Here is a 20,673-nt window from a genome sequence, read left to right as displayed (position 1 = left end):
TCGGTTGTCGGGGATCAGGCGATGATCTCGGCGCCCTTCCACAGGCGCTTGGTGGCCAGCGCCGCGCCGGCGCCCAGGGCTTCGAGCTTGGCCATGGCGATCTGCGGGTGCACGCGCCCGCCCAGCCCGCAGTCGGTGGACGCGATCACGTTCTCGCGTCCGACCAGGTTCGCAAAGCGCTCGATGCGGTCGGCGACCAGCTCCGGGTGCTCGACCACGTTGGTGGCATGCGAGACGACGCCGGGGACCAGGATCTTTCCCTCGGGCAGTGCACGGTCCTCCCAGATGCGCCATTCGTGCTCGTGGCGCACGTTCCCGGCCTCGAAGGAGATCATGTTGGCATTGATGCGCAGCACCGGGTCCAGGATGTCGGCGAACGGGATGTCGGTGGTGTGCGGGCCGTGCCAGGAACCCCAGCACACGTGCAGCCGGATCCGCTCGGCCGGCAGACCGCGCAGCGCGTGGTTGGTGGCCTCCACGCGCAGCTCCAGGAACTTCAGGTAGTCCTCGAGGCTCGGCTCCGGGTTGATTTGGTCCCAGGATTCGGCCAGCGACGGGTCGTCGATCTGCAAGATGAGCCCGGCATCGAGGATCGCCTTGTACTCCTCGCGCATGGCATCCGCGGCAGCGAAGATGTATTCCTCGTCGCTGGTGTAGAAGTCGTTGGCCAGCCGCGCGCAGGAGGCGGGGGAGAGCGCCGCGAGGAAGCCCTCCTCGGTGTCCGTGGCCGCCATGGCGGTCTTCAGGTTCTTGATGTCCGATGCCACCAGGTCGTGCCCGGTGTAGGTCAGTGGCGCGACGACCTTCGGCTGCGTGGTGGCCTTGCGGTGCGCCAGGATGCCGGAGGCCGGATCGGCGTACGCCTCGGCGAAGGCCCGGCGGTCGCGGCGGTCCGGGAAGGAGGTGAGCACCACGTTGCCGGGGGACGAACGGTTGACCGTGGTCTCGGCCCAGCGGTCGACGGTGGTTTCCTGCAGCCCGCCGAGGCGGGCGAAGGAGTAGTTCCACCAGGCGCCGAAGTCGACGGCGGAGGACATGGTGTGCCCGAATTCGCCGTCGTTGGGGATGTCGATGCCCAGCTCGCGCTGCCTGGCCACGATGCCCGTGACAGAGGTTTCGAGCAATTCGAGGAACTCGGGGGTGATTCCATCGCGTTCCCTCGCCTCGTTGGCGGCCAACAGCGCGTCGGTGCGCGGCAACGAGCCGGCGTGGGTGGTGCGGATGTGGCTGGTGTTAAAGGACATGGGCAAGTGCCTACTTTCCATCGGTCCTGGCAGTAGCACCGTTGCCGGCCCGACGGGGTCCCGTCGGCGGGGCGGGTTGCTGCGGCGTCATCGATCCAGGTCTCTCGGCCGCTCCGGATGGTTGCACTTCAACACCTATCACGGAAGTGTTTCCCGTCGTGATTGCGACCGGCAGTGTGACGCGGCCTAGTCCTTGCCCAGCTCCAACAGCTTCGCGAAGATCATCGCGCCCTCGTCGCCGATCCCGTCATGGTGGAACTCCTCGGTTTCCCACACCCGCACGTTGCCGACCGCCGCGGCGGTTTGAAGCGACAGGTCCCGATCCACGTACACGTCGTGGGCGTAGACGGCCGCGGCGACCGGCACGGTGTTGACGCCCAGCGCCGCGGGGTCGTAGAGCGGTTCCCAGTCCTCGTGCTCGGCCAGGATCCGGGCGGTTTCCTCCAGCGGGCGCAGCACCGCGTCGTCCTCGAAGTACCAGCGGAACACCATTTCCCCGGTCAGCAGCGGGAATTCGGCATCGGGGGAGAATGCCGGGAACTCGGCCAGCACGCGCTGCGCGGACCAGTTGGTGGCCGCTCCCTGCGCGTAGATCGACTCGTGCAGCAGCGCGTAAAGCGGGTTGGTGGTGCGGTCGGCCTGCTCGGCGACCGCGGCCAGGAAGGTGTCCGATAGCCGCCTGCCGCCAGGGGTGTCGATGAAGGCGGCCTCGAAGACGTGGTGCAGCGAGTGCACCCGGGCGTTGCCGCCCAGGAACTGGCCGAGCATCTGCACCAGCGGCACGGTGAGCGCCCGGCCGTTGGGCAGGTGCTCCTCGGTGTGGGCCAGGTGCGCGACGATCTCCCGCAGGACCTTGCGGTCTTGCGGGTACCAGTCGAAGTATTCCGCGTTGCGCTCGGCCATCCGCCGGTAGGTCGCCCGGTACACGGTGTCCGCGTCCGCGGTGAGCGAGGCCAGGCCGCCGGTGACGATGCAGCGTTCCAGTGCCGCCGGGGCCAGGGACAGGTAGGTCAGCGTGCAGAAGCCGCCGTAGCTTTGCCCGAAGGTGCTCCACTTCTCGATCCCGAGGTCCTTGCGGATGGCTTCGGCGTCGCGCACGATCGAATCGGCGCGGAAGTGCGTGAGGTATGCGGCCTGGGCCGCCGCGTCCCCGCGCATCGGCAGGGACTGGCGGTTGGCCGGGGTGCTCAGGCCGGTGCCGCGCTGGTCAAGCAGCAGGATGCGGAAGGTCTTGGCCGCCTCCGCGAGCCAGCCGGACAGGGAGGCCGGACGCGGGGACTTCCCGCCCGGTCCGCCCTGCAGGAACAGCAGCCAGGGCAGCGAGGCGGGATCGGCGTGCCCGGTGGAGGAGATCTCGCGGGCAAAGACGGTGATCTTTTCGCCCGCCGGGCGGGCGTGGTCCAGCGGGACCTGGAAGTAGTGCTCGGTGGTGTTCATCCCGCGGAAGGTGTGGGTGTTGCTCATGCCCCTGCCCCCAGTTCCGCCAGGGCTGCGCCTTCGAGGCGCCGCACGGTCCAGCCGTCCATGGAACCGGCGCCGAGCGAGTCGTAGAAGCCGATGGCCGGGGCGTTCCAGTCCAGCACGCTCCATTCCACGCGCCGGTAGCCGCGGGCCACGGCAATGCGTGCCAATTCGGCCAGAAGTGCCTTGCCGTGTCCGGCGCCCCGCGCCGACTCGCGCACGTAGAGGTCCTCGAGGTGGATCCCGTGGGTTCCCTCCCAGGTGGAATACGTCAGGAACCACAGGGCGAAGCCCAGCACCGTGCCGTCCTGGTCCACCACGTGCGCGTACACCTGCGGGTCCGGCCCGAAGAGGTGGGCGGCGAGGTCCGCTTCGGTGTTTTTCACGGCGTCGGGCTCGCGCTCGAAGAGAGCCAATTCATGGATGAGTTCAAGGATGGCGGGGGCGTCGGCGGGCGCCACGGGGCGAATCAGGGGCATGTGACCAAGCCTACCGGCGGGCCATGCGTGCCGTGAATCCAACGCGTGGGTGGCAGCACTTAAGGTTGGGGGCGATCGAGAAGCAAGAACCAAAGCAAGGACGGCACCAAGCAATATGATGGGCGGCCACCACGCGGCCACCGGCGCAGCAGCCTGGATCGCGTTGACCACGAATTTCAAGCTCCCCACCGGGAGTCTCTCCGAGAAGCTGACCTGGCTGCCCGATGCGATCCCGCTGGGATTCGGGATGCTGGAGCAATCCCCGATCGCCGGGGTTGCGGGCGCCATGGTCTGCGCGGGGGCGGCGCTGCTGCCCGATGCGGACCACCGCCGGGCCACCATCGCGCACTCGCTGCCGCCGGTGTCCAACGCGATCTGCGCCGGCATCGGAGAGGTTTCCGGAGGGCACCGCAACGGCACGCACTCGCTGCTGGGCATCGCGGCGTTCACCGTCCTGGCCTGGGTGCTGGGGCTGTGGACCATGGAGAATTCCCGCTTCGGGATCATCTACCCGGGCGCCGGGCTGTTGGCGGTGCTGCTGGTGTCCTTTGCGCTGAAGGCGCTGAAGTTCATTCCCGACACCATGGCGAAGCTGCCGTGGTTGGTCTCGGTTCCGGCCGGCATCTTCGTGGCGGTGTTCTCGCCCGACGAGCAGAACTGGCTGGTCCTGGCGGTGGCCGTGGGCTGCGCGGTGCACATTGCCGGGGACATGCTCACGGTCGGCGGCTGCAACCTGATCTGGCCGATCAAGATCAAGTCCCCGCGCTTCATCCGCCGCATGCCGCTGCTCAGGGACGTGTGGAAGCCCGGAGGCCGGATTGCCATCCCCGTGCTGGGCCGGGCAGGCTCGGTGCGCGAATGGCTGCTGTGCATCCCGGTGTCCCTCTACGCGTTGGCCGGGCTCGTGGTGCCGATCGTGCTGCTGGCCCACAACCAGGTCCAGCCGCTGACCAAGCTCTTGGGGTTCTAGGCAACTCCGGGAGGTCCGGCCACAACACAGGCGCCCGCCGGGAAATCCTTCCCGGCGGGCGCCTGTGTTTGGTGCAGCTAGTCCTTGCGGCCCACATTGGTCACCGTGATGACCGGGTACCCGGCCTCGTCGGAGTCCGCCAGGTTGACGGTGGCATCGATGCCCCAGTCGTGGTGGCTGGCCGGGTCGGCGAAGACCTGGCGCACCGTCCAGCTGTCCTTCGAGGTGGTGATCAGCAACAGGTTGGGCCCGCGGCCGCCGGGGCCGTCGTCGATGTCCTCGTGTTCCTCGAAGTACGCGTCCATGGCATCGGCCCACGCATCGGCGCCGAAGCCCGAATGCCCGTCCAGCTCGCCCAGGGCGGAGTCCTGCTCGTCGGCGAAGAGCTTCACACGGCGGAACATCTCGTTGCGCACCATCACGCGGAAGGCCCGTTCGTTGGAGGTCAGGCGCTCGGGGGCCGGCGGGATGATCTCGGCGTCGGGCTCGTGCAGCACCCCGTTGGCCAATTCCTCCCATTCGTCCAGCAGCGAGGAGTCGATCTGGCGGATCAGTTCCCCTAGCCACTCGATGAGGTCCTCAAGGTCCTCGCGCAGCGCGTCCTGCGGCACGGTCTGGCGCAGCGCCTTGAAGGCGTCGGTGAGGTAGCGCAGCAACACGCCCTCGGAGCGGGACAGCGAGTAGAACTGCACGTATTCGCTGAAGCTCATGGCGCGCTCGTACATGTCGCGGACCACCGACTTCGGGGCGACCTCGAAGTCGCCGAGCCACGGGGCGCCGGCGCGGTACTGCTCGAAGGCATTGGTGAGGATCTGGGCCAGCGGCTGCGGGTAGGTGACCTCCTCGAGCGCGGCCATGCGGTCGTTGTACTCCATGCCCTCGGCCTTCATCGCGGCAATCGCCTCGCCGCGGGCCTTCTTCTCCTGGGCCGAAAGCACCTGGCGCGGCTTTTCCAGCGTGGCCTCGATGACCGAGACCACGTCCAGCGCGTAGCCGGGGGACTCGGCGTCGAAGAGTTCCAGGGCCGCCAGCGCGAACGGGGACAGCGGCTGGTTCAGCGCGAAGTTCTCCTGCAGGTGCACCGTCAGGGCCAGCATGTTCCCGTGCCTGTCGGGGTGCTCGAGGCGTTCGACGACCCCGGTGGCCAGCAGCTCGCGAAGGATGCCCAGCGCCTTGCGCTGCAGGGCACGCTGCCGCACCGGCGGCTCGTGGTTCTCGGTGAGCAGCCGGCGTGCCGCGGCGAAGGAATCGCCCTCGCGCGCCAGCAGGTTCAGCAGGATCGAGTGGGTCACCGCGAACGAGGAGTTCAGCGTCTCGGGGGTGGAGGCGATGATCCGCTCATAGGTCTTTTCTCCCCAGGTCACGAAGCCCTGCGGCGGCTTCTTCTTGACGACCTGGCGGATCTTCTTGGAATCGTCGCCGAACTTCGCGACCGCCTTCTCCATGGCCTTCTTGTTCTCGATGGAGTGCTCGGGCGCCTGGACCACGACGGTTCCGGCGGTGTCGAAGCCCGCGCGGCCCGCGCGTCCGGCGATCTGGTGGAATTCGCGGGAGTTCAGGATGCGGGTGCGCACCCCGTCGTACTTGGACAGCGCGGTGATCAGCACGGTGCGGATGGGGACGTTGATGCCCACGCCCAGGGTGTCGGTGCCGCAGATGACCTTGAGCAGTCCGGCCTGGGCCAGCTGCTCCACCAGCCGGCGGTACTTGGGCAGCATGCCTGCATGGTGGACGCCGATGCCGTGGCGGACCAGGCGGTTCAGCGTCTTGCCGAAGCCCGGGGCGAACCTGAATCCGGCGATCAACTCGGAGATCCGGTCCTTTTCCTCGCGGGTGCACACGTTGATGCTCATCAGCCCGCTGGCCCGGTCGATGGCTTCGAGCTGGCTGAAGTGCACCACGTAGATCGGCACCTGCTTGGTGGAGAGCAGTTCCTCGATGGCTTCCTGCACCGGGTCCTGCGAGTAGTAGTAGTGCAGCGGGATGGGCCGTTCGGCGTGCGCCACGGTGGTGGTGTCGCGTCCGGTGCGCAGCGTCAGTTCGTCCTCGAAGCGGCTGACATCGCCCAGGGTGGCGCTCATGATCAGGAATTGCGCCTGCGGGAGCTCGAGCAGCGGGACCTGCCAGGCCCAGCCGCGCTGCGGGTCGGAGTAGAAGTGGAACTCGTCCATGACCACCGGGCCGAGGTCCGCTTTCTTGCCTTCGCGCAGGGCGATGTTGGCAAGGATCTCGGCGGTGCAGCAGATGATGGGGGCATCCTGGTTGACCGAGGAATCGCCGGTGACCATTCCGACGTTCTCCGCGCCAAAGATCTTGCACAGGTCGAAGAACTTTTCCGAGACGAGTGCCTTGATCGGGGCGGTGTAGTAGCTGCGCTCCCCGCGGGCCAGCGCGTGGAAGTGCGCGGCGACCGCCACCAGCGACTTGCCCGACCCCGTGGGGGTGGCGAGAATGACGTTGTTGCCGGCCACGAATTCCATGACGGCCTCGTCCTGTGCCGGGTAAAGCCCGATGCCGCGGTCCTCCACCCACTTCACGAAGGCTTCGTAGGTGGATTCGGCGGTGGCACCGCGTGGGGGAGTGTTGGGCAGCAACTCGGTAAGTTTCATGATGTGTCCAAGACTATCGGTTTACGAGGGGCTTTCCGCTTACGCTGTGGTTATGAAATGGGACCCGAACAAGTACGTGCAGTTTGCAGACCATCGCGACCGTCCGTTTTACGATCTGACGGCCCGTATCACCGCCGCGACGCCGCAGCTCGTGGTGGATATGGGGTGCGGTCCGGGACCCCTGACCCATTCGCTGGCCGAGCGCTGGCCCGATGCCCGGGTGACCGGGTTGGACTCCTCGGAGGAAATGATCGAGCAGGCGCGGGCCAAGCAACACGCGGCCAACCTGTCCTTCGCCATGACGGATGCGAGCACCTGGATGCCGGCCCCCGACACCGACGTGCTGGTCTCCAACGCGATGCTGCAATGGATCCCCGAACATCGGCAGCTCATCGCCAAGTGGCTGGGGGCATTGGCCCCCGGGGCCTGGTTTGCGGCCCAGGTGCCGGGCAACTTCGGCTCCCCTTCCCATACTTTGATGCGGGAGCTGGCCAACTCGGAGCGTTGGGCCCCGCAGCTGGCCGGGGTCCTGCGGCAGGACGACGCGGTGGGGGAGCCCGCCGACTACCTGAAGATCCTGCTGGCGGCCGGATTCGAATCCGATGTCTGGGAAACGACGTACGGGCAGATCCTCAGCGGGCCGGACCCGGTCCTGGAATGGGTGCGCGGGACGGCGCTGCGTCCGGTGCTTGCCAGGCTTTCGGAAACAGATGCGGCCGCGTTCGAGGCCGAGTATGCCCGTTTGGTATCCCAGGCGTACCCCTCCTTCGCGGACGCCCGCGGGGGCTCCCTGACCTTGTTCCCGTTCCGGCGTATCTTCATGGTGGGTCGCAAGCGCTAACCTTCCCCAAGGCAACCAGATTCCCAGGTGGGATGCCGCTCTCCTAGGCTTGGGAACATGAAGAAGCTTTTGCCGGTTCTTGCCGCTGCCACCTTGATGCTCGCCGCCTGCTCCGGGCCGTCAGCCGAAGACTTTCGCCTGAACGACCAGCAGGGGAACACCGCCTGCATCCACTTCGGCAGCGGATACGCGGATACGGGAAACCTCGGCGCAACCAACATGAAGAAGGCGGCCGAGCACGGTTCCAAGGCTTCCACCGAACAAATCCGCACCGCGGTCGACACCGATGCCGCCGGGGCCCCCGAAATCACAGACAAGGACGCGTTCAAGAAGGCCTGCGAATCCCAGGGCATCAAGTTCCATTAGCCACTACGAGCACGATTTTTCGAAAGTATTTTCTTACCGCACTTTGACTAGGCTTTTTATGATGGATTGCGCTCGCCGGAACCTTCACAAACCTGCGATCCGGGCGTAAAATAGTAAGTATGTTCGAAGATTCCCAGGAATACGATTCGAACCCGAGATCCCTCACCGTGGAGGAAGCCGGGGAAATCCTCCTTGGCCATCGCCACATCCCCTCGGATCTGCGCAGGCCTCCCAAGCAGCGCTCTGCAGCGGAAGGGCCCGGCGACGGCTACGTCGATTTCATCAACGGCATGGCCGAGGCCGTGACCCACTTGCCGCAGACCGTGGGTGAGCAGGTGCGGGGCGCTCGAATCTCAGCGATGGAGCGCGCGAAAGCCGCCCTCTGTGCGGCCCAGGCCAAGGAAGCATACGCCCTGGAGCAGGACATCATTGCCAGGCACCGTGAAGAAGGCCTATACCAGCAGAACCCGGCGCGTGGCACCGGCGCTGAAGTCGCCCTGGCGCGCAAGGAGGCCCAACACCTGGGGCCCCGCTTCGTGAACTACTCGCGGGCCATGATCGAGCAAATGCCCTACACCTTCAACGCACTGGAGCGCGGTGAGCTCACCGAAGAGCGCGCCATGCTTATGGTGAGCAAGACCAGTGACATGCATGCCGACGTTCGCCGACAAATCGACCGGAACATGGCGGGCGAGCGAGGCGCCCTCGAAGGCGTGGGCACCAAGCAACTGGCATCGCGCATCGACAAGGAAGCCCTTGCCTACGACGGCCGGGTCGAAGCGAACAAACAGGCAGATGCCATGGTCAAGCGCCGCGTGACGCTGACCCCGACACCCGATGGGATGATGCGACTGAACGCACTTCTCACCGCGGCGCAGGGAGTTGCGGTGAAGCAGGCGCTGCGGGCCGCGGCTTCCAAACTCCGCTCCAGCGAGGATCGCCGCACCGACGACCAGACCATGGCCGACGCGCTGGTCTCGGGAATCACCGGGCACGCAAACGGGCTGCGGCCCTCGCTGCTGGTTCACCTGAACATGACCGACCGCACGCTGCTGGCGGGAGACAGTGAACCTGCGCACTTGTATGGCTACGGAACCATCTCTGCAGCCCATGCCCGGTGGCTCATTGCCGGTGACCGAACTTCTTCGGAAGAAGAAAGCGAGGTCGACGTCTGGATGCGCCGCGTGTATACGGCGCCCACGACGGGCGAACTCTTGGCCATGGACTCCGAATCCCGCAGTGTGCCGCCCAAACTCAGGGATCTCATCGAGATACGCGACCAATTCTGCCGAACACCGTATTGCGATGCCCCGATTCGCCACATCGACCACGTCTACCAGGTGCGCAGGGGCGGGACAACCACCGAAATTAACCTGGACGGACGCTGCGTCTGCTGCAACCAGGTGAAAGAGACCGAAGGCTGGGAAGAACACCTCATCCGGGGACAGCGGCATAGCATCCTGATCACCACCCCCGGTGGACAGATGTATCGAGCCATGGCGCCGCCCCTGCCGGGGACCCCGGAATCACCTCCGGGGTCCCCAAAGGAACCCTGACTACCAGCCCCTGTTGCGCCATTCGTCCAGGCTCGGCCGCTCCGCGCCCAATGTCGTTGATGACCCGTGACCCGTGAGAACCAAAGCCTCATCCGGGTACGCTCCAAAGAGCCGCGTCTCCACGTCGTCAAGCAACGAGGTAAAACGCTGCGGATCGTTCCCCGTGTTTCCCACTCCACCGGGGAACAAGGAATCCCCGCTGAAGATCACCGTGGTTCCACCGCTGTCCCGCAACACATAGGCAATCGAGCCCGGGGTGTGCCCACGAAGGTGCACGCACTCCAGGACCACTTGGCCAACCGATATCGTGTCGCCATGCTTCAGCGGAACATCAATGACGACGTTGGCGCCGGCAGCAATGCCGTCCACGTCCTCGGCACCCGCGTAGGTCTTCACCCCGGTCTTGCCGGCATACTCTGCCAGCGCCCGGATGTGGTCCCAATGCTGGTGGGTCGTGGCAATGCCCGCAAGCTGCGTAGGGACGTTGGCATCCGAAGCAGCGGAGTCAACCAATCCCTCGATGGCCGCCACATCGTCGGCCGCATCGATCAGCAACTGGGAGCCATCGCCCTTGGACGTCACGAGGTAGATGTTGTTGGACATTTCGGAAACGCTCACGGATCGGATGGTCACGTCAGTGAGGTCAAGGAAGGTTTCACTCATTGCAACATCCTATGTGGAACGCCGAATCCGGCGCGATAGGCTGAAGCGCAAGCACCGCCCCCCGGCACCAACAAAGGACGGCACACGTGGACAGCAATCCGCTGGCATTCATCGCTCTCGACAGCACGGACAAAACCGCTCCCTACCAGCAAGTCAGGCAGCAGATACTCGTCGCGATCTCGAAGGGACGACTCAAGGCCGGAACGAAACTGCCCTCGGTCCGGGCGCTCGCCGAACAACTCGGTCTCGCGGTCAACACGGCGGCGAAGGTCTACAAGGAATTGGAGGCCACCGGTGTCGTCGTGACCCGGGGCCGCCACGGCACCATCGTCCAAGCGGCGGAAGATGAAGGCGCGGTCGCCGTTGCCGACGCCGCCTCCGAGCTTGCGGCCGTTGCGACACGCTGGGGGATCTCGGAGAAAGCAGCCATCGGCTACGTCCGGGCGGCGTTCACTTCGCAAGTTGGATAGACCTGCGTCTTGTTGCTCACAAGTTCGCTCCATTCGAACCAGTTTTCGATTAGCATGATCTGGTGGCTACTTCCCGCTCCCCTGAAACCCTCCGTCCGCACGACCTGACCCGCCTGGTGGTGAAGGGCGCGCGCGAACACAACCTACGCAACGTCGACCTGGATTTGCCCCGTGACGCCATGATCGTGTTCACCGGCCTTTCCGGCTCCGGAAAGTCGTCCCTGGCTTTCGACACCATCTTCGCCGAAGGGCAGCGACGCTACGTCGAATCCCTCTCGGCCTATGCCCGCCAGTTCCTGGGGCAGGTGGACAAGCCGGACGTCGACTTCATCGAGGGGCTCTCTCCCGCGGTGTCGATCGACCAGAAGTCGACCTCGAAGAACCCCCGGTCCACCGTGGGGACCATCACCGAGATCTACGACTACATGCGACTGCTCTGGGCACGCGTGGGCCGCCCCTACTGCCCGGTGTGCGGCGAAGCCGTCACCAAGCAAACCCCGCAGCAGATCGTGGACCAGCTGCTCGAGCTCGAACCCAAGACCCGCTTCCAGGTCCTTGCACCCGTCGTGCGCGGCCGCAAGGGCGAATTCGTGGACCTCTTCAAGGAGCTCGGCTCCAAGGGCTATTCCCGCGCCCGGGTCGACGGGGAAACGATCCAGCTTTCCGACCCGCCAAAGCTCGGCAAGCAGTTCAAGCACACCATCGAGGTCGTGGTCGACCGCCTGGCCATCAACGACACCGTGAGCCAGCGCCTGACCGACTCCATCGAAACCGCACTGAACCTCGCCGAGGGCCGGGTCCTGATCGACTTCGTCGACCTCGACCCGGAAGACGAGGGCCGGGTGCGTGCCTTCTCCGAGAACCTTGCCTGCCCCAACGAGCACCCGCTGGCCATCGATGAAATCGAACCGCGCTCGTTCTCCTTCAACAACCCCTTCGGCGCCTGCCCCGCCTGCAGCGGCATCGGCACACGCCTGGAGGTCGACGAGGACCTGATCATTCCCGACGTGGAAATGCCCCTGGGCCAGGGTGCCATCGCGCCGTGGTCGCTGGGCACGGCCACCACCGAATACTGGAACCGCCTGCTCGGGGGACTGGGCGCGGAGCTGGACTTCACGCTGGAAACCCCCTGGAACAAGCTGCCCGCCGTCGCCCGCCAGGCCATCCTGCACGGCAAGGACCACAAGGTCGTGGTGCAGTACAAGAACCGCTTCGGCCGAGAGCGCAAGTACTCCACCGGCTTCGAGGGCGTCGTCCAGTACATCCACCGCAAGCACCTGGAAACCGAATCGGACAACGCCCGAGACCGGTACGAGGAATACATGCGGCAGATCCCGTGCCCGGAATGCAACGGCGCACGCCTGAACTCCGCCTCGCTGTCCGTGCTGATCAACGACAAATCCATTGCCGAGGTCTCGGCCATGCCGATGCGCGAATGCTCGGAGTTCCTCGAAAACCTCGTCCTCACCGGACGCGAGGCCCAGATCGCGAACCAGGTCCTGAAGGAAATCCAGGCCCGCCTGCGCTTCCTGCTGGACGTCGGACTGGAGTACCTGAACCTGGAACGTGCCGCCGGCACGCTTTCGGGCGGCGAGGCCCAGCGCATCCGTCTGGCCACGCAGATCGGCTCCGGACTGGTCGGGGTGCTCTACGTGCTCGACGAGCCCTCCATCGGGCTGCACCAGCGCGACAACCGCCGGCTCATCGAAACCCTGACCCGGCTGCGGTCCCTGGGTAACACGCTCATCGTCGTCGAACACGACGAGGACACCATCGCCGAGGCCGACTGGATCGTCGACATCGGACCCGGCGCCGGGGAGCACGGCGGCGAGGTCGTGCACTCCGGGTCCCTGGAGGGCCTGAAGGCCAACACCCGCTCCATCACCGGCGACTACCTCTCCGGGCGCAGGAAGATCGAGATTCCGGCCAAGCGCCGCAAGATCGACAAGAAGCGCGAAGTCAAGGTCATCGGTGCCCGCGAAAACAACCTCGTGGACGTCACCGCCCGCTTCCCGCTCGGCGTGCTCACGGCCATCACCGGCGTCTCGGGCTCCGGAAAGTCCACGCTGGTCAACGACGTGCTCTACAAGGTGCTCGCCAACCGGCTCAACGGAGCCAAGCAGGTCCCCGGACGCCACACCCGCGTCGAGGGCCTCGAACACCTGGACAAGGTCATCCACGTCGACCAGTCGCCCATCGGCCGCACCCCGCGCTCCAATCCGGCAACCTACACCGGGGTCTTCGACCACATCCGCAAGCTCTTCGCCGAGACCAACGAGGCCAAGGTCCGCGGCTACCTGCCGGGCCGCTTCTCGTTCAACGTCAAGGGCGGACGCTGCGAATCCTGCTCGGGGGACGGCACGCTGAAGATCGAGATGAACTTCCTTCCGGACGTCTACGTCCCGTGTGAGGTTTGCCATGGTGCGCGCTACAACCGCGAGACCCTGGAGGTCCACTACAAGGGCAAATCCATCGCAGACGTGCTGAACATGCCCATCGAGGAGGGTGCGGAGTTCTTTGCCGCGTTCACCCCGATCGCCCGCCACCTGCGCACCCTGGTGGAGGTCGGGTTGGGCTACGTCCGGCTCGGGCAGGCCTCCACCACGCTCTCGGGCGGCGAGGCACAGCGCGTGAAGCTCGCCGCGGAACTGCAGAAACGCTCCAACGGACGCTCCATCTATGTGCTCGACGAGCCCACGACCGGCCTGCATTTCGAGGACATCCGCAAGCTCCTGCTGGTCCTGCAGGGGCTGGTGGACAAGGGCAACACCGTGATCACCATCGAACACAACCTCGACGTGATCAAGTCCGCGGACTGGGTCATCGACCTGGGCCCCGAGGGCGGTTCCGGCGGCGGCGAGATCATTGCCGTCGGCACGCCCGAACAGGTCGCCAAGGTCGAGGCCAGCTACACCGGAAGGTTCCTCGCGCCGCTGCTGGGCTAGCTGCGAACGCCGTGCGTGTATGCCGTTTCGGGCATGCGCGTACGGCACAAGCGCCCAGTTCATGCGAGAATACGACAGTGATGATTGCTCCCTCCGCCGTGCTGCTTGACCTCGATGGAACCCTTGTGGATCCGGCCGGGGCTATCACCTCGGGCATCCGCTTTGCGTTGACGCAGGCGCAGATCCCCGATCCGGGTGAAGAAAAACTCCTGTCCCTCATCGGGCCCCCGCTGACCATCGGTCTGGCCACCATCGACGGTGTCGACCCCTCGACCATCGGTTCGCTGATCGCCACCTACCGTGCACAATATGCCGAATCCGGCATGGCGGCATCACGTCCGTACCCCGGCGTCCCCGAACTCCTGGCCGCGCTGCGTGCCTCCGGCACCACGGTGCTGGTCGCCACCGCCAAGCCCACCCACATTGCCCGGGCCCTGCTCGAGGTCCAGGGCATCACGCCCCTGCTGGACGGGGTTTTCGGCAACGACGACGAGGGCGACGGCACCTCCTCCTCCAAGACCCACATCCTGGCCGCGGCGATCGCCGAGCACGACCTGGACCCCGCCCAGTGCGTGATGGTGGGGGACCGGCGCTACGACATCGAGGCCGCCCACGAGAACGACATGGCCTCCATCGGCGCCGGCTGGGGCTTCGCCGAAGCCGGCGAGCTCGAGGCCGCCGGTGCCGGGGCGCACGCCGCGGACCTGGCCGAGCTTGCCGGGCTGCTGCTGGGCAACGCCGCCGAGGAAACGCTGCGCGAATCCCTGTTGGCCGCCAACCCGACGGGAGCCGGCGCCTAGATGAGCCTGTACACCATGACCCGCTCCTCGATCCGCGGGCTGCTTTCCGGGCTGTGCCGCCCCACCGTCACCGGACTGGAAAACGTGCCCCGCACCGGCCCGGTCATCATAGCCTCCAACCACCTTTCCTTCCTGGATTCCATCATCATCCAGGCGCTGACCCCGCGGGATGTCGCGTTCTTCGCCAAGGCCGAGTACTTCACCACCCCTGGCCTCAGGGGCAAGGCCATGAAGACCTTCTTCGAATCCGTGGGCTCGATCCCGGTCCAGCGCGGGGAACAGGCTGCCTCCGTCGCGGCCCTGGAATCCCTGGTCGACATCCTGGAGACCGGCGGCGGCATCGGTATCTACCCCGAGGGCACCCGATCGCGCGACGGCAAGCTCTACCGCGGGCGCACCGGCGTGGGCTGGCTCGCGCTGTCCACCGGCGCCCCGGTGGTCCCGGTCGGGCTGGTCGGCACCGAGAACCTGCAGCCGGCCGGGAAGAACACCATCAAGCCGCACCACTTCACCCTCGCCTTCGGCAAGCCGCTGCAATTCGAGCACCTGGGCCGCAAGCACCCGCTGCCGCAGCGCCGCGCTGCCACCGACGCGATCGTCGATGCCATCGCGGAGCTCACCGGCCAGGAGCGCGTGGACGCCTACAACCAGACCCCCATCAGCGACCAGTAACCGGAGCAGCAGAAGTGGCAGACCCCCAGAGCTACCGCCCCGCCACCGGGGACATTCCTACGCGTCCCGGGGTCTACCGCTTCCGCGACGAGGTCGGCCGGGTCATCTACGTCGGCAAGGCCAAGGTGCTGCGCCAACGGCTGAACTCCTACTTCGCCAACCCCGCGGGGCTGACCCCCAAGACGCACGCCATGGTGCACACCGCCGTCTCGGTCGAGTGGACGGTCGTGGGCTCGGAGCTCGAGGCGCTGCAGCTGGAATACACCTGGATCAAGGAATACAACCCGCGCTTCAACATCGTCTTCCGCGACGACAAGTCCTACCCGTACCTGGCCGTGACCATGGGGGAGAAGTACCCGCGCGCGCTGGTGATGCGCGGGGACAAGCGCAAGGACACCAAGTACTTCGGCCCGTTCTACCCGGCCAAGGCCATCCGCGAAACCCTGGACACGCTGCTGCGCGTCTTCCCGGTGCGCAGCTGCTCCGCCGGGGTGTTCAACCGGGCCCAGTCCTCCGGGCGGCCCTGCCTGCTGGGCTACATCGACAAGTGCGCCGCCCCCTGCGTGGGCCGCATCAGCCCCGAGGACCACAAGCAGCTCGCCGCCGACTTGTGCCAGTTCATGGGCGGGGAGGGCACCCGCTTCATCAAGGAGCTCGAGGCCAAGATGGCCGGCGCCGTCGCCGCGCTCGAATACGAGCAGGCCGCCAGGTACCGCGACGACATCGCCGCGCTGCGCCGGGTCTTCGAGCGCAACGCCGTGGTGCTGGCCGAAAACACCGAGGCCGACATCTTCGCGGTGCACGAGGACGAGCTCGAAGCCGCCGTGCAGGTCTTCCACGTGCGCAACGGGCGCATCCGCGGCCAGCGCGGCTGGGTCGTGGAAAAGGTCGAGGACTCCACCCCGGAACAATTCATCGAGCACATGCTCACCCAGGTCTACGGCGAATCCGCCGGGGACGACAGGATCCCGCGCGAGGTGCTGGTCCCGGTGCTGCCGGAAAACGCCGACGACGTCGCCGCCTGGCTGCAGACGCGCCGCGGTTCGGCCGTCTCGCTGCGCGTGGCGATGCGCGGGGACAAGGCGACGCTGGCCGAAACCGTGCGGGAAAACGCGGAGCAGTCGCTGCGCCTGCACAAGTCCCGCCGCGCCGGTGACCTGACCACCCGCTCGGCCTCGCTGCAGGAACTCCAGGACGCCCTGGGGCTGCCGGCCCCGCTGCTGCGCATCGAATGCTACGACGCCTCGCACACCCAGGGCACCAACGTGGTCGCCTCCATGGTCGTCTTCGAGGACGGGCTGCCCAAGAAGGCCGACTACCGCAAGTTCTCGATCACCGGGGAGGCCGCGCGCGACGACACCGCCTCGATGTACGACGTGATCTCCCGCCGCTTCAAGAACTACCTGGCGGACATGGAAGACACCGTGCCGATGATCAGCGGGGAAATCGACATCGCCGACGCCTCCGAGCGCATGCCCGCCCGCCGCTTCGCCTACCCGCCCTCGCTGGTCATCGTCGACGGCGGACCCCCGCAGGTCGCCGCCGCCTCCCGGGCCCTGGCCGATTTGGGCATCGACGACGTGTACGTGGTCGGGCTGGCCAAGCGGCTGGAGGAGCTGTGGCTGCCGGACGACGAGTTCCCGGTGATCCTGCCGCGGGCCTCCCACGCCCTCTATCTGGTCCAGCGGGTCCGCGACGAGGCGCACCGCTTCGCCATCACCTTCCACCGCAAGAAGCGCTCGGCCTCGATGACCACCTCGCTGCTGGACACCATCCCCGGGCTGGGCCCGGCCAAACGCGAGGCGCTGCGCAAGCACTTCGGCTCGATGAAGAAGATGCGCGCCGCCACGGTGGAGCAGCTGCTGGAGGTCCCGGGCATCGGCCCGGCACTGGCCGCCACGGTGTTCGACGCGCTGGCCGCATCCGGTGCGGATGCGCCGGCAGTGAACATGACCACAGGTGAAGTGCTGGACTGACCGAATCGGGACCCGCGGGCGACTAGGCTAGGAACATGACCACCGAGCTTGCCCCAGTGAAACCACCCGAGTCCGAACTTCTAGTGATTACCGGCATGTCGGGCGCCGGGCGCACCACCGCTGCCCACGCGCTGGAAGACCACGGCTGGTATGTGGTGGAGAACCTGCCCCCGACGCTGCTGGGCATGCTCACCGAGATCGTGGCGCACGCCGGAGGATCCATCCCGAAGCTCGCCGTGGTCATGGACGTGCGCTCCAAGTCGCTGTTCCCGCAGTTGCGCGAGAACCTCAACGCACTGACCAGCGCCGGCGTCGCCTACCGCGTGCTCTTCCTGGACGCCGCCGACGACCTGCTGGTCCGCCGCTTCGAACAGGGCCGGCGCCCGCATCCGCTGCAGGAGGACGACCGCATCGTCGACGGCATCAACCGCGAGCGCGAGGTGCTCCGGGAGCTGAAGGAAGCAGCGGAGATCGTCGTGGACACCACCGAGATGTCGGTGCACGACTTGGCCCGCTCGATCACCGAGCTGTTCTCCGAGTCCGGCCCGATCGTGCTGCGGCTGAACGTGATGAGCTTCGGCTTCAAGTACGGGGTCCCCACCGACGCCAACTACGTCGCCGACGTCCGCTTCATCCCCAACCCGCACTGGGTCCCCGAGCTGCGCCCGCACACCGGCAAGGACAAGGCGGTCTCCGACTACGTGCTGTCGGCCACGGGCGCTGCCGAATTCATCGAACGCTACATCGGTGCCCTGGAGCCGGTCTTCGAGGGCTACCGCCGCGAAAACAAGCACTACGCCACCCTGGCGGTGGGCTGCACCGGCGGCAAGCACCGCTCCGTGGCCACGGCCGAGGAAATCGGGCGCCGGCTGGCCCAGCTGCCCAATGTGCGGGTCAACGTCACGCACCGGGACCTGGGGCGCGAGTAGCCCGCCATGGCGTTTTTCACCGGCCCCATCCCCATCCAGCCACCGTCCCGCTCCTCCGGGGAGAACAAGGTCGTGCGCGTGGTCGCGCTCGGCGGCGGCCACGGACTTTCGGCCTCGCTGTCCGCGCTGCGCCGGCTGACCACCGACCTGACCGCCATCGTCACGGTGGCCGACGACGGCGGCTCCTCCGGGCGCCTGCGCGAGGAGCTCGACGTGCTGCCCCCCGGGGACCTGCGCATGGCGCTGGCCGCCCTGTGCGACGACACCGACTGGGGCCGGACCTGGCGCGATGTCATGCAGCACCGCTTCACCTCGAAGCCCGGATCGAGCGCCGCGCTGGACCAGCACGCCGTGGGCAACCTGCTGATCGTCGCCCTGTGGGAACTGCTCAAGGACCCCGTGGCGGGGCTGCGCTGGGCCGGGGCCCTGCTCGGGGCCCGCGGCCAGGTGCTGCCCATGAGCACCACCCCGCTGACCATCACCGGGGACGTGCTGCAGGAAGACGCCGGCAGCGGCCTGGTGCAGCGCCGGCTCTCCGGCCAGGCGAAGCTCGCCGAGGCCGGCGAGAGCGCCCTGGTCTCCAACGTGCGCCTGGAACCGGCCGACGCCGCGGCCTGCACCGAGGCGCTGGACGCCATCGAGCTGGCCGACTGGGTCGTGCTCGGCCCGGGCTCCTGGTACACCTCGGTGCTGCCGCACCTGCTGCTGCCGGAAATGCGCGAAGGCCTGCAGCAGACCGCGGCGCGCCGGCTGCTGACCATGAACCTTTCCACCGACACCGCCGAGACCGGCGGGATGGACGCCGCCGCGCACCTGGAAGTCATCGCCAAGTACGCCCCGGACCTGCGCCTGGACGCCGTATTGGCCGACCCGGCGACGATTTCGGACCACGAGGCGTTCACCCACGCCGCCGCCCGGCTAGGCGCCCGCACCTTTTTCGGTAAAGTAGGGGTTGGTGCCGGACGCGCAGTCCACGACCCCTTGAGACTTGCCGCCGCATACCACGACGTGTTCACCACGTTCAGCACAGACGAGCCCAGCAGTTAGGAAACAATCCATGGCACTGACGGCTTCCGTCAAGGACGAGCTGTCCCGGCTTGAGATTCGGAGATCCTCCGAGCGCAAGGCAGAAGTATCCACCATGCTGCGATTCTGCGGCGGCCTGCACATCATCTCCGGACGCATCGTCATCGAGGCCGAGGTCGACCTCGCCTCCACCGCCCGGCGGCTTCGTGCCGCCATCGCCGAGGTCTACGGCCACACCTCCGAAATCATCGTGGTTTCCGGGGGAGGGCTGCGCCGCGGCAACCGCTACGTGGTCCGCGTGGTCCGCGACGGCGAGGCGCTGGCCCGCCAGACTGGCCTGCTCGACGGGCGCGGCCGTCCGGTGCGCGGGCTGCCCTCGGTCATCGTCAACGGCTCCACCGCCGACGCCGAGGCCGTGTGGCGCGGCGCCTTCCTCTCGCACGGTTCGCTGACCGAGCCCGGGCGTTCCTCGGCACTGGAAATCACCTGCCCTGGCCCCGAATCCGCACTGGCACTGGTCGGCGCCGCCAGGCGCCTGGGACTGGTCGCCAAGGCCCGCGAGGTCCGCGGCGTGGACCGCGTGGTCATCCGCGACGGGGAGGCGATCGCCCAGCTGCTCACCCGCATGGGCGCCCACGACGCCTTGATGGTCTGGGAAGAGCGACGCATGCGCAAGGAAGTGCGTGCCACCGCCAACCGGCTGGCCAACTTCGACGACGCGAACCTGCGCCGTTCGGCCCAGGCCGCCGTCGCCGCCGGCGCCAGGGTGGAACGCGCCCTGGAGATCCTGGGCGACGAGGTCCCCGAGCACCTCAAGTACGCCGGCGCGCTGCGCGTGGCGCACAAGCAGGCGTCGCTGGACGAGCTCGGACGCATGGCCGAGCCGCCCATGACCAAGGACGCGATCGCCGGGCGGATCCGCCGCTTGCTGGCCATGGCCGACAAAAGGGCCTCCGAACTGGGAATACCCGGCACCGAGGCCAGCGTTCCACTGGATATGCTCGAACACTGAGCCCAAGGATTTTCCGCGGTTGCGCGGAGATGCAGTAACGAAGAAGAACGCATCCACTTCTCGATGGGTGCCGATGAGAATGAGGAGTCATTTTGGCTATTTATACCTTGCCCGAGCTGCAGTACGACTACGCGGCCCTGGAGCCGAACATCTCGGCGCGGATCATGGAGCTGCACCACTCGAAGCACCACGCGGCCTATGTGGCCGGGGCGAACACGGCCCTGGAGCAGTTGGCCGAGGCGCGGGAGAAGGGCGAGTTCGGGAATGTGCCGAAGTTGTCCAAGGACCTGGCGTTCCACCTGGGCGGGCACACCAACCACTCGATCTTCTGGAACAACCTGTCCCCGGAGGGCGGGGACAAGCCCGAGGGGGAGCTGGCCGCGGCGATCGACGACGCCTTTGGCTCGTTCGACGCGTTCCGTGCGCATTTCACGGCGGCGGCGATGAGCCTGCAGGGCTCGGGTTGGGCGTTGCTGGGCTTTGAGGGGCTCGGTGGCCAGCTGGTCATCGAGCAGCTGTACGACCAGCAGGGCAACGTGCCGGTGGCGACGACCCCGTTGTTGATGCTGGACATGTGGGAGCACGCGTTCTACCTGGATTACGTGAATGTGAAGGCCGACTACGTGAAGGCGTTCTGGAACATCGTGAACTGGG

At 66.9% G+C, this 20,673-nt stretch carries 18 protein-coding genes; 13 read left to right on the top strand and 5 right to left on the bottom strand.

What is annotated here, in order from left to right; genetic code table 11:
- Positions 1-14: 14 nt before the first annotated feature.
- The 3 genes from BLJ79_RS03290 to BLJ79_RS03280 form a co-directional block, all read right to left on the bottom strand.
- Entirely contained in the window at positions 15-1,244 is a 1,230-nt protein-coding gene (locus BLJ79_RS03290; RefSeq protein ID WP_071213277.1) for a cobalamin-independent methionine synthase II family protein, read from the bottom strand.
- A 186-nt stretch (positions 1,245-1,430) separates the two neighbouring features.
- Positions 1,431-2,708: an alpha/beta fold hydrolase gene (locus tag BLJ79_RS03285; protein WP_071213276.1), complete on the bottom strand. Its 1,278-nt coding sequence runs from the start codon at positions 2,706-2,708 to the stop codon at positions 1,431-1,433.
- Positions 2,705-3,184, bottom strand: a complete 480-nt coding sequence (locus BLJ79_RS03280; protein ID WP_175475376.1) for a GNAT family N-acetyltransferase — start codon at positions 3,182-3,184, stop codon at positions 2,705-2,707. The genes BLJ79_RS03285 and BLJ79_RS03280 overlap by 4 nt, the downstream gene beginning before the upstream one ends.
- 115 nt (positions 3,185-3,299) lie before the next feature.
- On the opposite strand from BLJ79_RS03280, the gene BLJ79_RS03275 reads away from it, so the two are divergent.
- Positions 3,300-4,154, top strand: a complete 855-nt coding sequence (locus tag BLJ79_RS03275) for a metal-dependent hydrolase (RefSeq protein WP_071213275.1) — start codon at positions 3,300-3,302, stop codon at positions 4,152-4,154.
- 77 nt (positions 4,155-4,231) lie between these two features.
- On the opposite strand, the gene BLJ79_RS03270 is transcribed toward BLJ79_RS03275, so the two are convergent.
- The gene (locus BLJ79_RS03270) at positions 4,232-6,763 is read right to left on the bottom strand and encodes a DEAD/DEAH box helicase (protein WP_071213274.1); all 2,532 of its coding nucleotides are present in this window, start codon (positions 6,761-6,763) and stop codon (positions 4,232-4,234) included.
- Between the two features lie 52 nt (positions 6,764-6,815).
- Here BLJ79_RS03270 and BLJ79_RS03265 point away from each other — a divergent pair, with 52 nt between their 5' ends.
- The 3 genes from BLJ79_RS03265 (at position 6,816) to BLJ79_RS03255 (ending at position 9,526) form a co-directional block, all read left to right on the top strand.
- Entirely contained in the window at positions 6,816-7,604 is a 789-nt protein-coding gene (locus BLJ79_RS03265; RefSeq protein ID WP_071213273.1) for a trans-aconitate 2-methyltransferase, read from the top strand.
- A 57-nt stretch (positions 7,605-7,661) separates the two neighbouring features.
- Entirely contained in the window at positions 7,662-7,970 is a 309-nt protein-coding gene (locus tag BLJ79_RS03260; protein WP_071213272.1) for a hypothetical protein, read from the top strand.
- 167 nt (positions 7,971-8,137) lie between these two features.
- On the top strand, positions 8,138-9,526 hold the full coding sequence (locus tag BLJ79_RS03255; RefSeq protein WP_175475375.1) for an HNH endonuclease: 1,389 nt from the start codon (positions 8,138-8,140) through the stop codon (positions 9,524-9,526).
- Here BLJ79_RS03255 and BLJ79_RS03250 read toward each other — a convergent pair whose 3' ends face one another.
- Positions 9,527-10,189, bottom strand: a complete 663-nt coding sequence (locus tag BLJ79_RS03250) for an MBL fold metallo-hydrolase (RefSeq protein WP_071213271.1) — start codon at positions 10,187-10,189, stop codon at positions 9,527-9,529.
- 86 nt (positions 10,190-10,275) lie between these two features.
- Between BLJ79_RS03250 and BLJ79_RS03245 the strand changes: the two genes are divergently transcribed.
- The 9 genes from BLJ79_RS03245 to BLJ79_RS03205 all read left to right on the top strand — a co-directional run.
- Positions 10,276-10,659, top strand: coding sequence for a GntR family transcriptional regulator (locus BLJ79_RS03245; RefSeq protein WP_083410976.1), 384 nt, complete (start codon positions 10,276-10,278; stop codon positions 10,657-10,659).
- Positions 10,660-10,721: 62 nt separating this feature from the next.
- Positions 10,722-13,604 carry an excinuclease ABC subunit UvrA gene (gene uvrA / locus BLJ79_RS03240; RefSeq protein WP_139194695.1) on the top strand — a complete coding sequence of 961 codons (2,883 nt, stop codon included), beginning with the start codon at positions 10,722-10,724 and terminating at the stop codon, positions 13,602-13,604.
- 80 nt (positions 13,605-13,684) lie between these two features.
- A complete protein-coding gene (locus BLJ79_RS03235; RefSeq protein WP_071213269.1) occupies positions 13,685-14,404 on the top strand; it encodes an HAD hydrolase-like protein in 720 nt (239 codons plus the stop codon).
- Complete coding sequence (locus BLJ79_RS03230) at positions 14,405-15,076, top strand: lysophospholipid acyltransferase family protein (protein WP_071213268.1); 672 nt, start codon at positions 14,405-14,407, stop codon at positions 15,074-15,076.
- A 14-nt stretch (positions 15,077-15,090) separates the two neighbouring features.
- Positions 15,091-17,052 (top strand): excinuclease ABC subunit UvrC, encoded by a 1,962-nt coding sequence (gene uvrC, locus BLJ79_RS03225; protein WP_071213267.1) that lies wholly within the window; start codon positions 15,091-15,093, stop codon positions 17,050-17,052.
- A gap of 35 nt (positions 17,053-17,087) precedes the next feature.
- Positions 17,088-17,981: an RNase adapter RapZ gene (gene rapZ, locus BLJ79_RS03220; protein WP_071213266.1), complete on the top strand. Its 894-nt coding sequence runs from the start codon at positions 17,088-17,090 to the stop codon at positions 17,979-17,981.
- Between the two features lie 6 nt (positions 17,982-17,987).
- Positions 17,988-19,028: a gluconeogenesis factor YvcK family protein gene (locus BLJ79_RS03215; RefSeq protein ID WP_071213265.1), complete on the top strand. Its 1,041-nt coding sequence runs from the start codon at positions 17,988-17,990 to the stop codon at positions 19,026-19,028.
- Positions 19,029-19,038: 10 nt separating this feature from the next.
- Complete coding sequence (whiA, locus tag BLJ79_RS03210) at positions 19,039-20,019, top strand: DNA-binding protein WhiA (protein ID WP_071213264.1); 981 nt, start codon at positions 19,039-19,041, stop codon at positions 20,017-20,019.
- A 92-nt stretch (positions 20,020-20,111) separates the two neighbouring features.
- Positions 20,112-20,673, top strand: a 562-nt coding sequence (locus BLJ79_RS03205) for a superoxide dismutase (RefSeq protein ID WP_071213583.1), incomplete at its 3' end; no start/stop codon positions are given.

Source organism: Arthrobacter sp. UCD-GKA (assembly GCF_001863355.1).
Classification (GTDB): Bacteria; Actinomycetota; Actinomycetes; order Actinomycetales; family Micrococcaceae; genus Paeniglutamicibacter.
The sequence above is the reverse complement of the archived record's forward strand: the minus strand, read 5'-3'. Positions and strand labels throughout refer to the sequence as shown.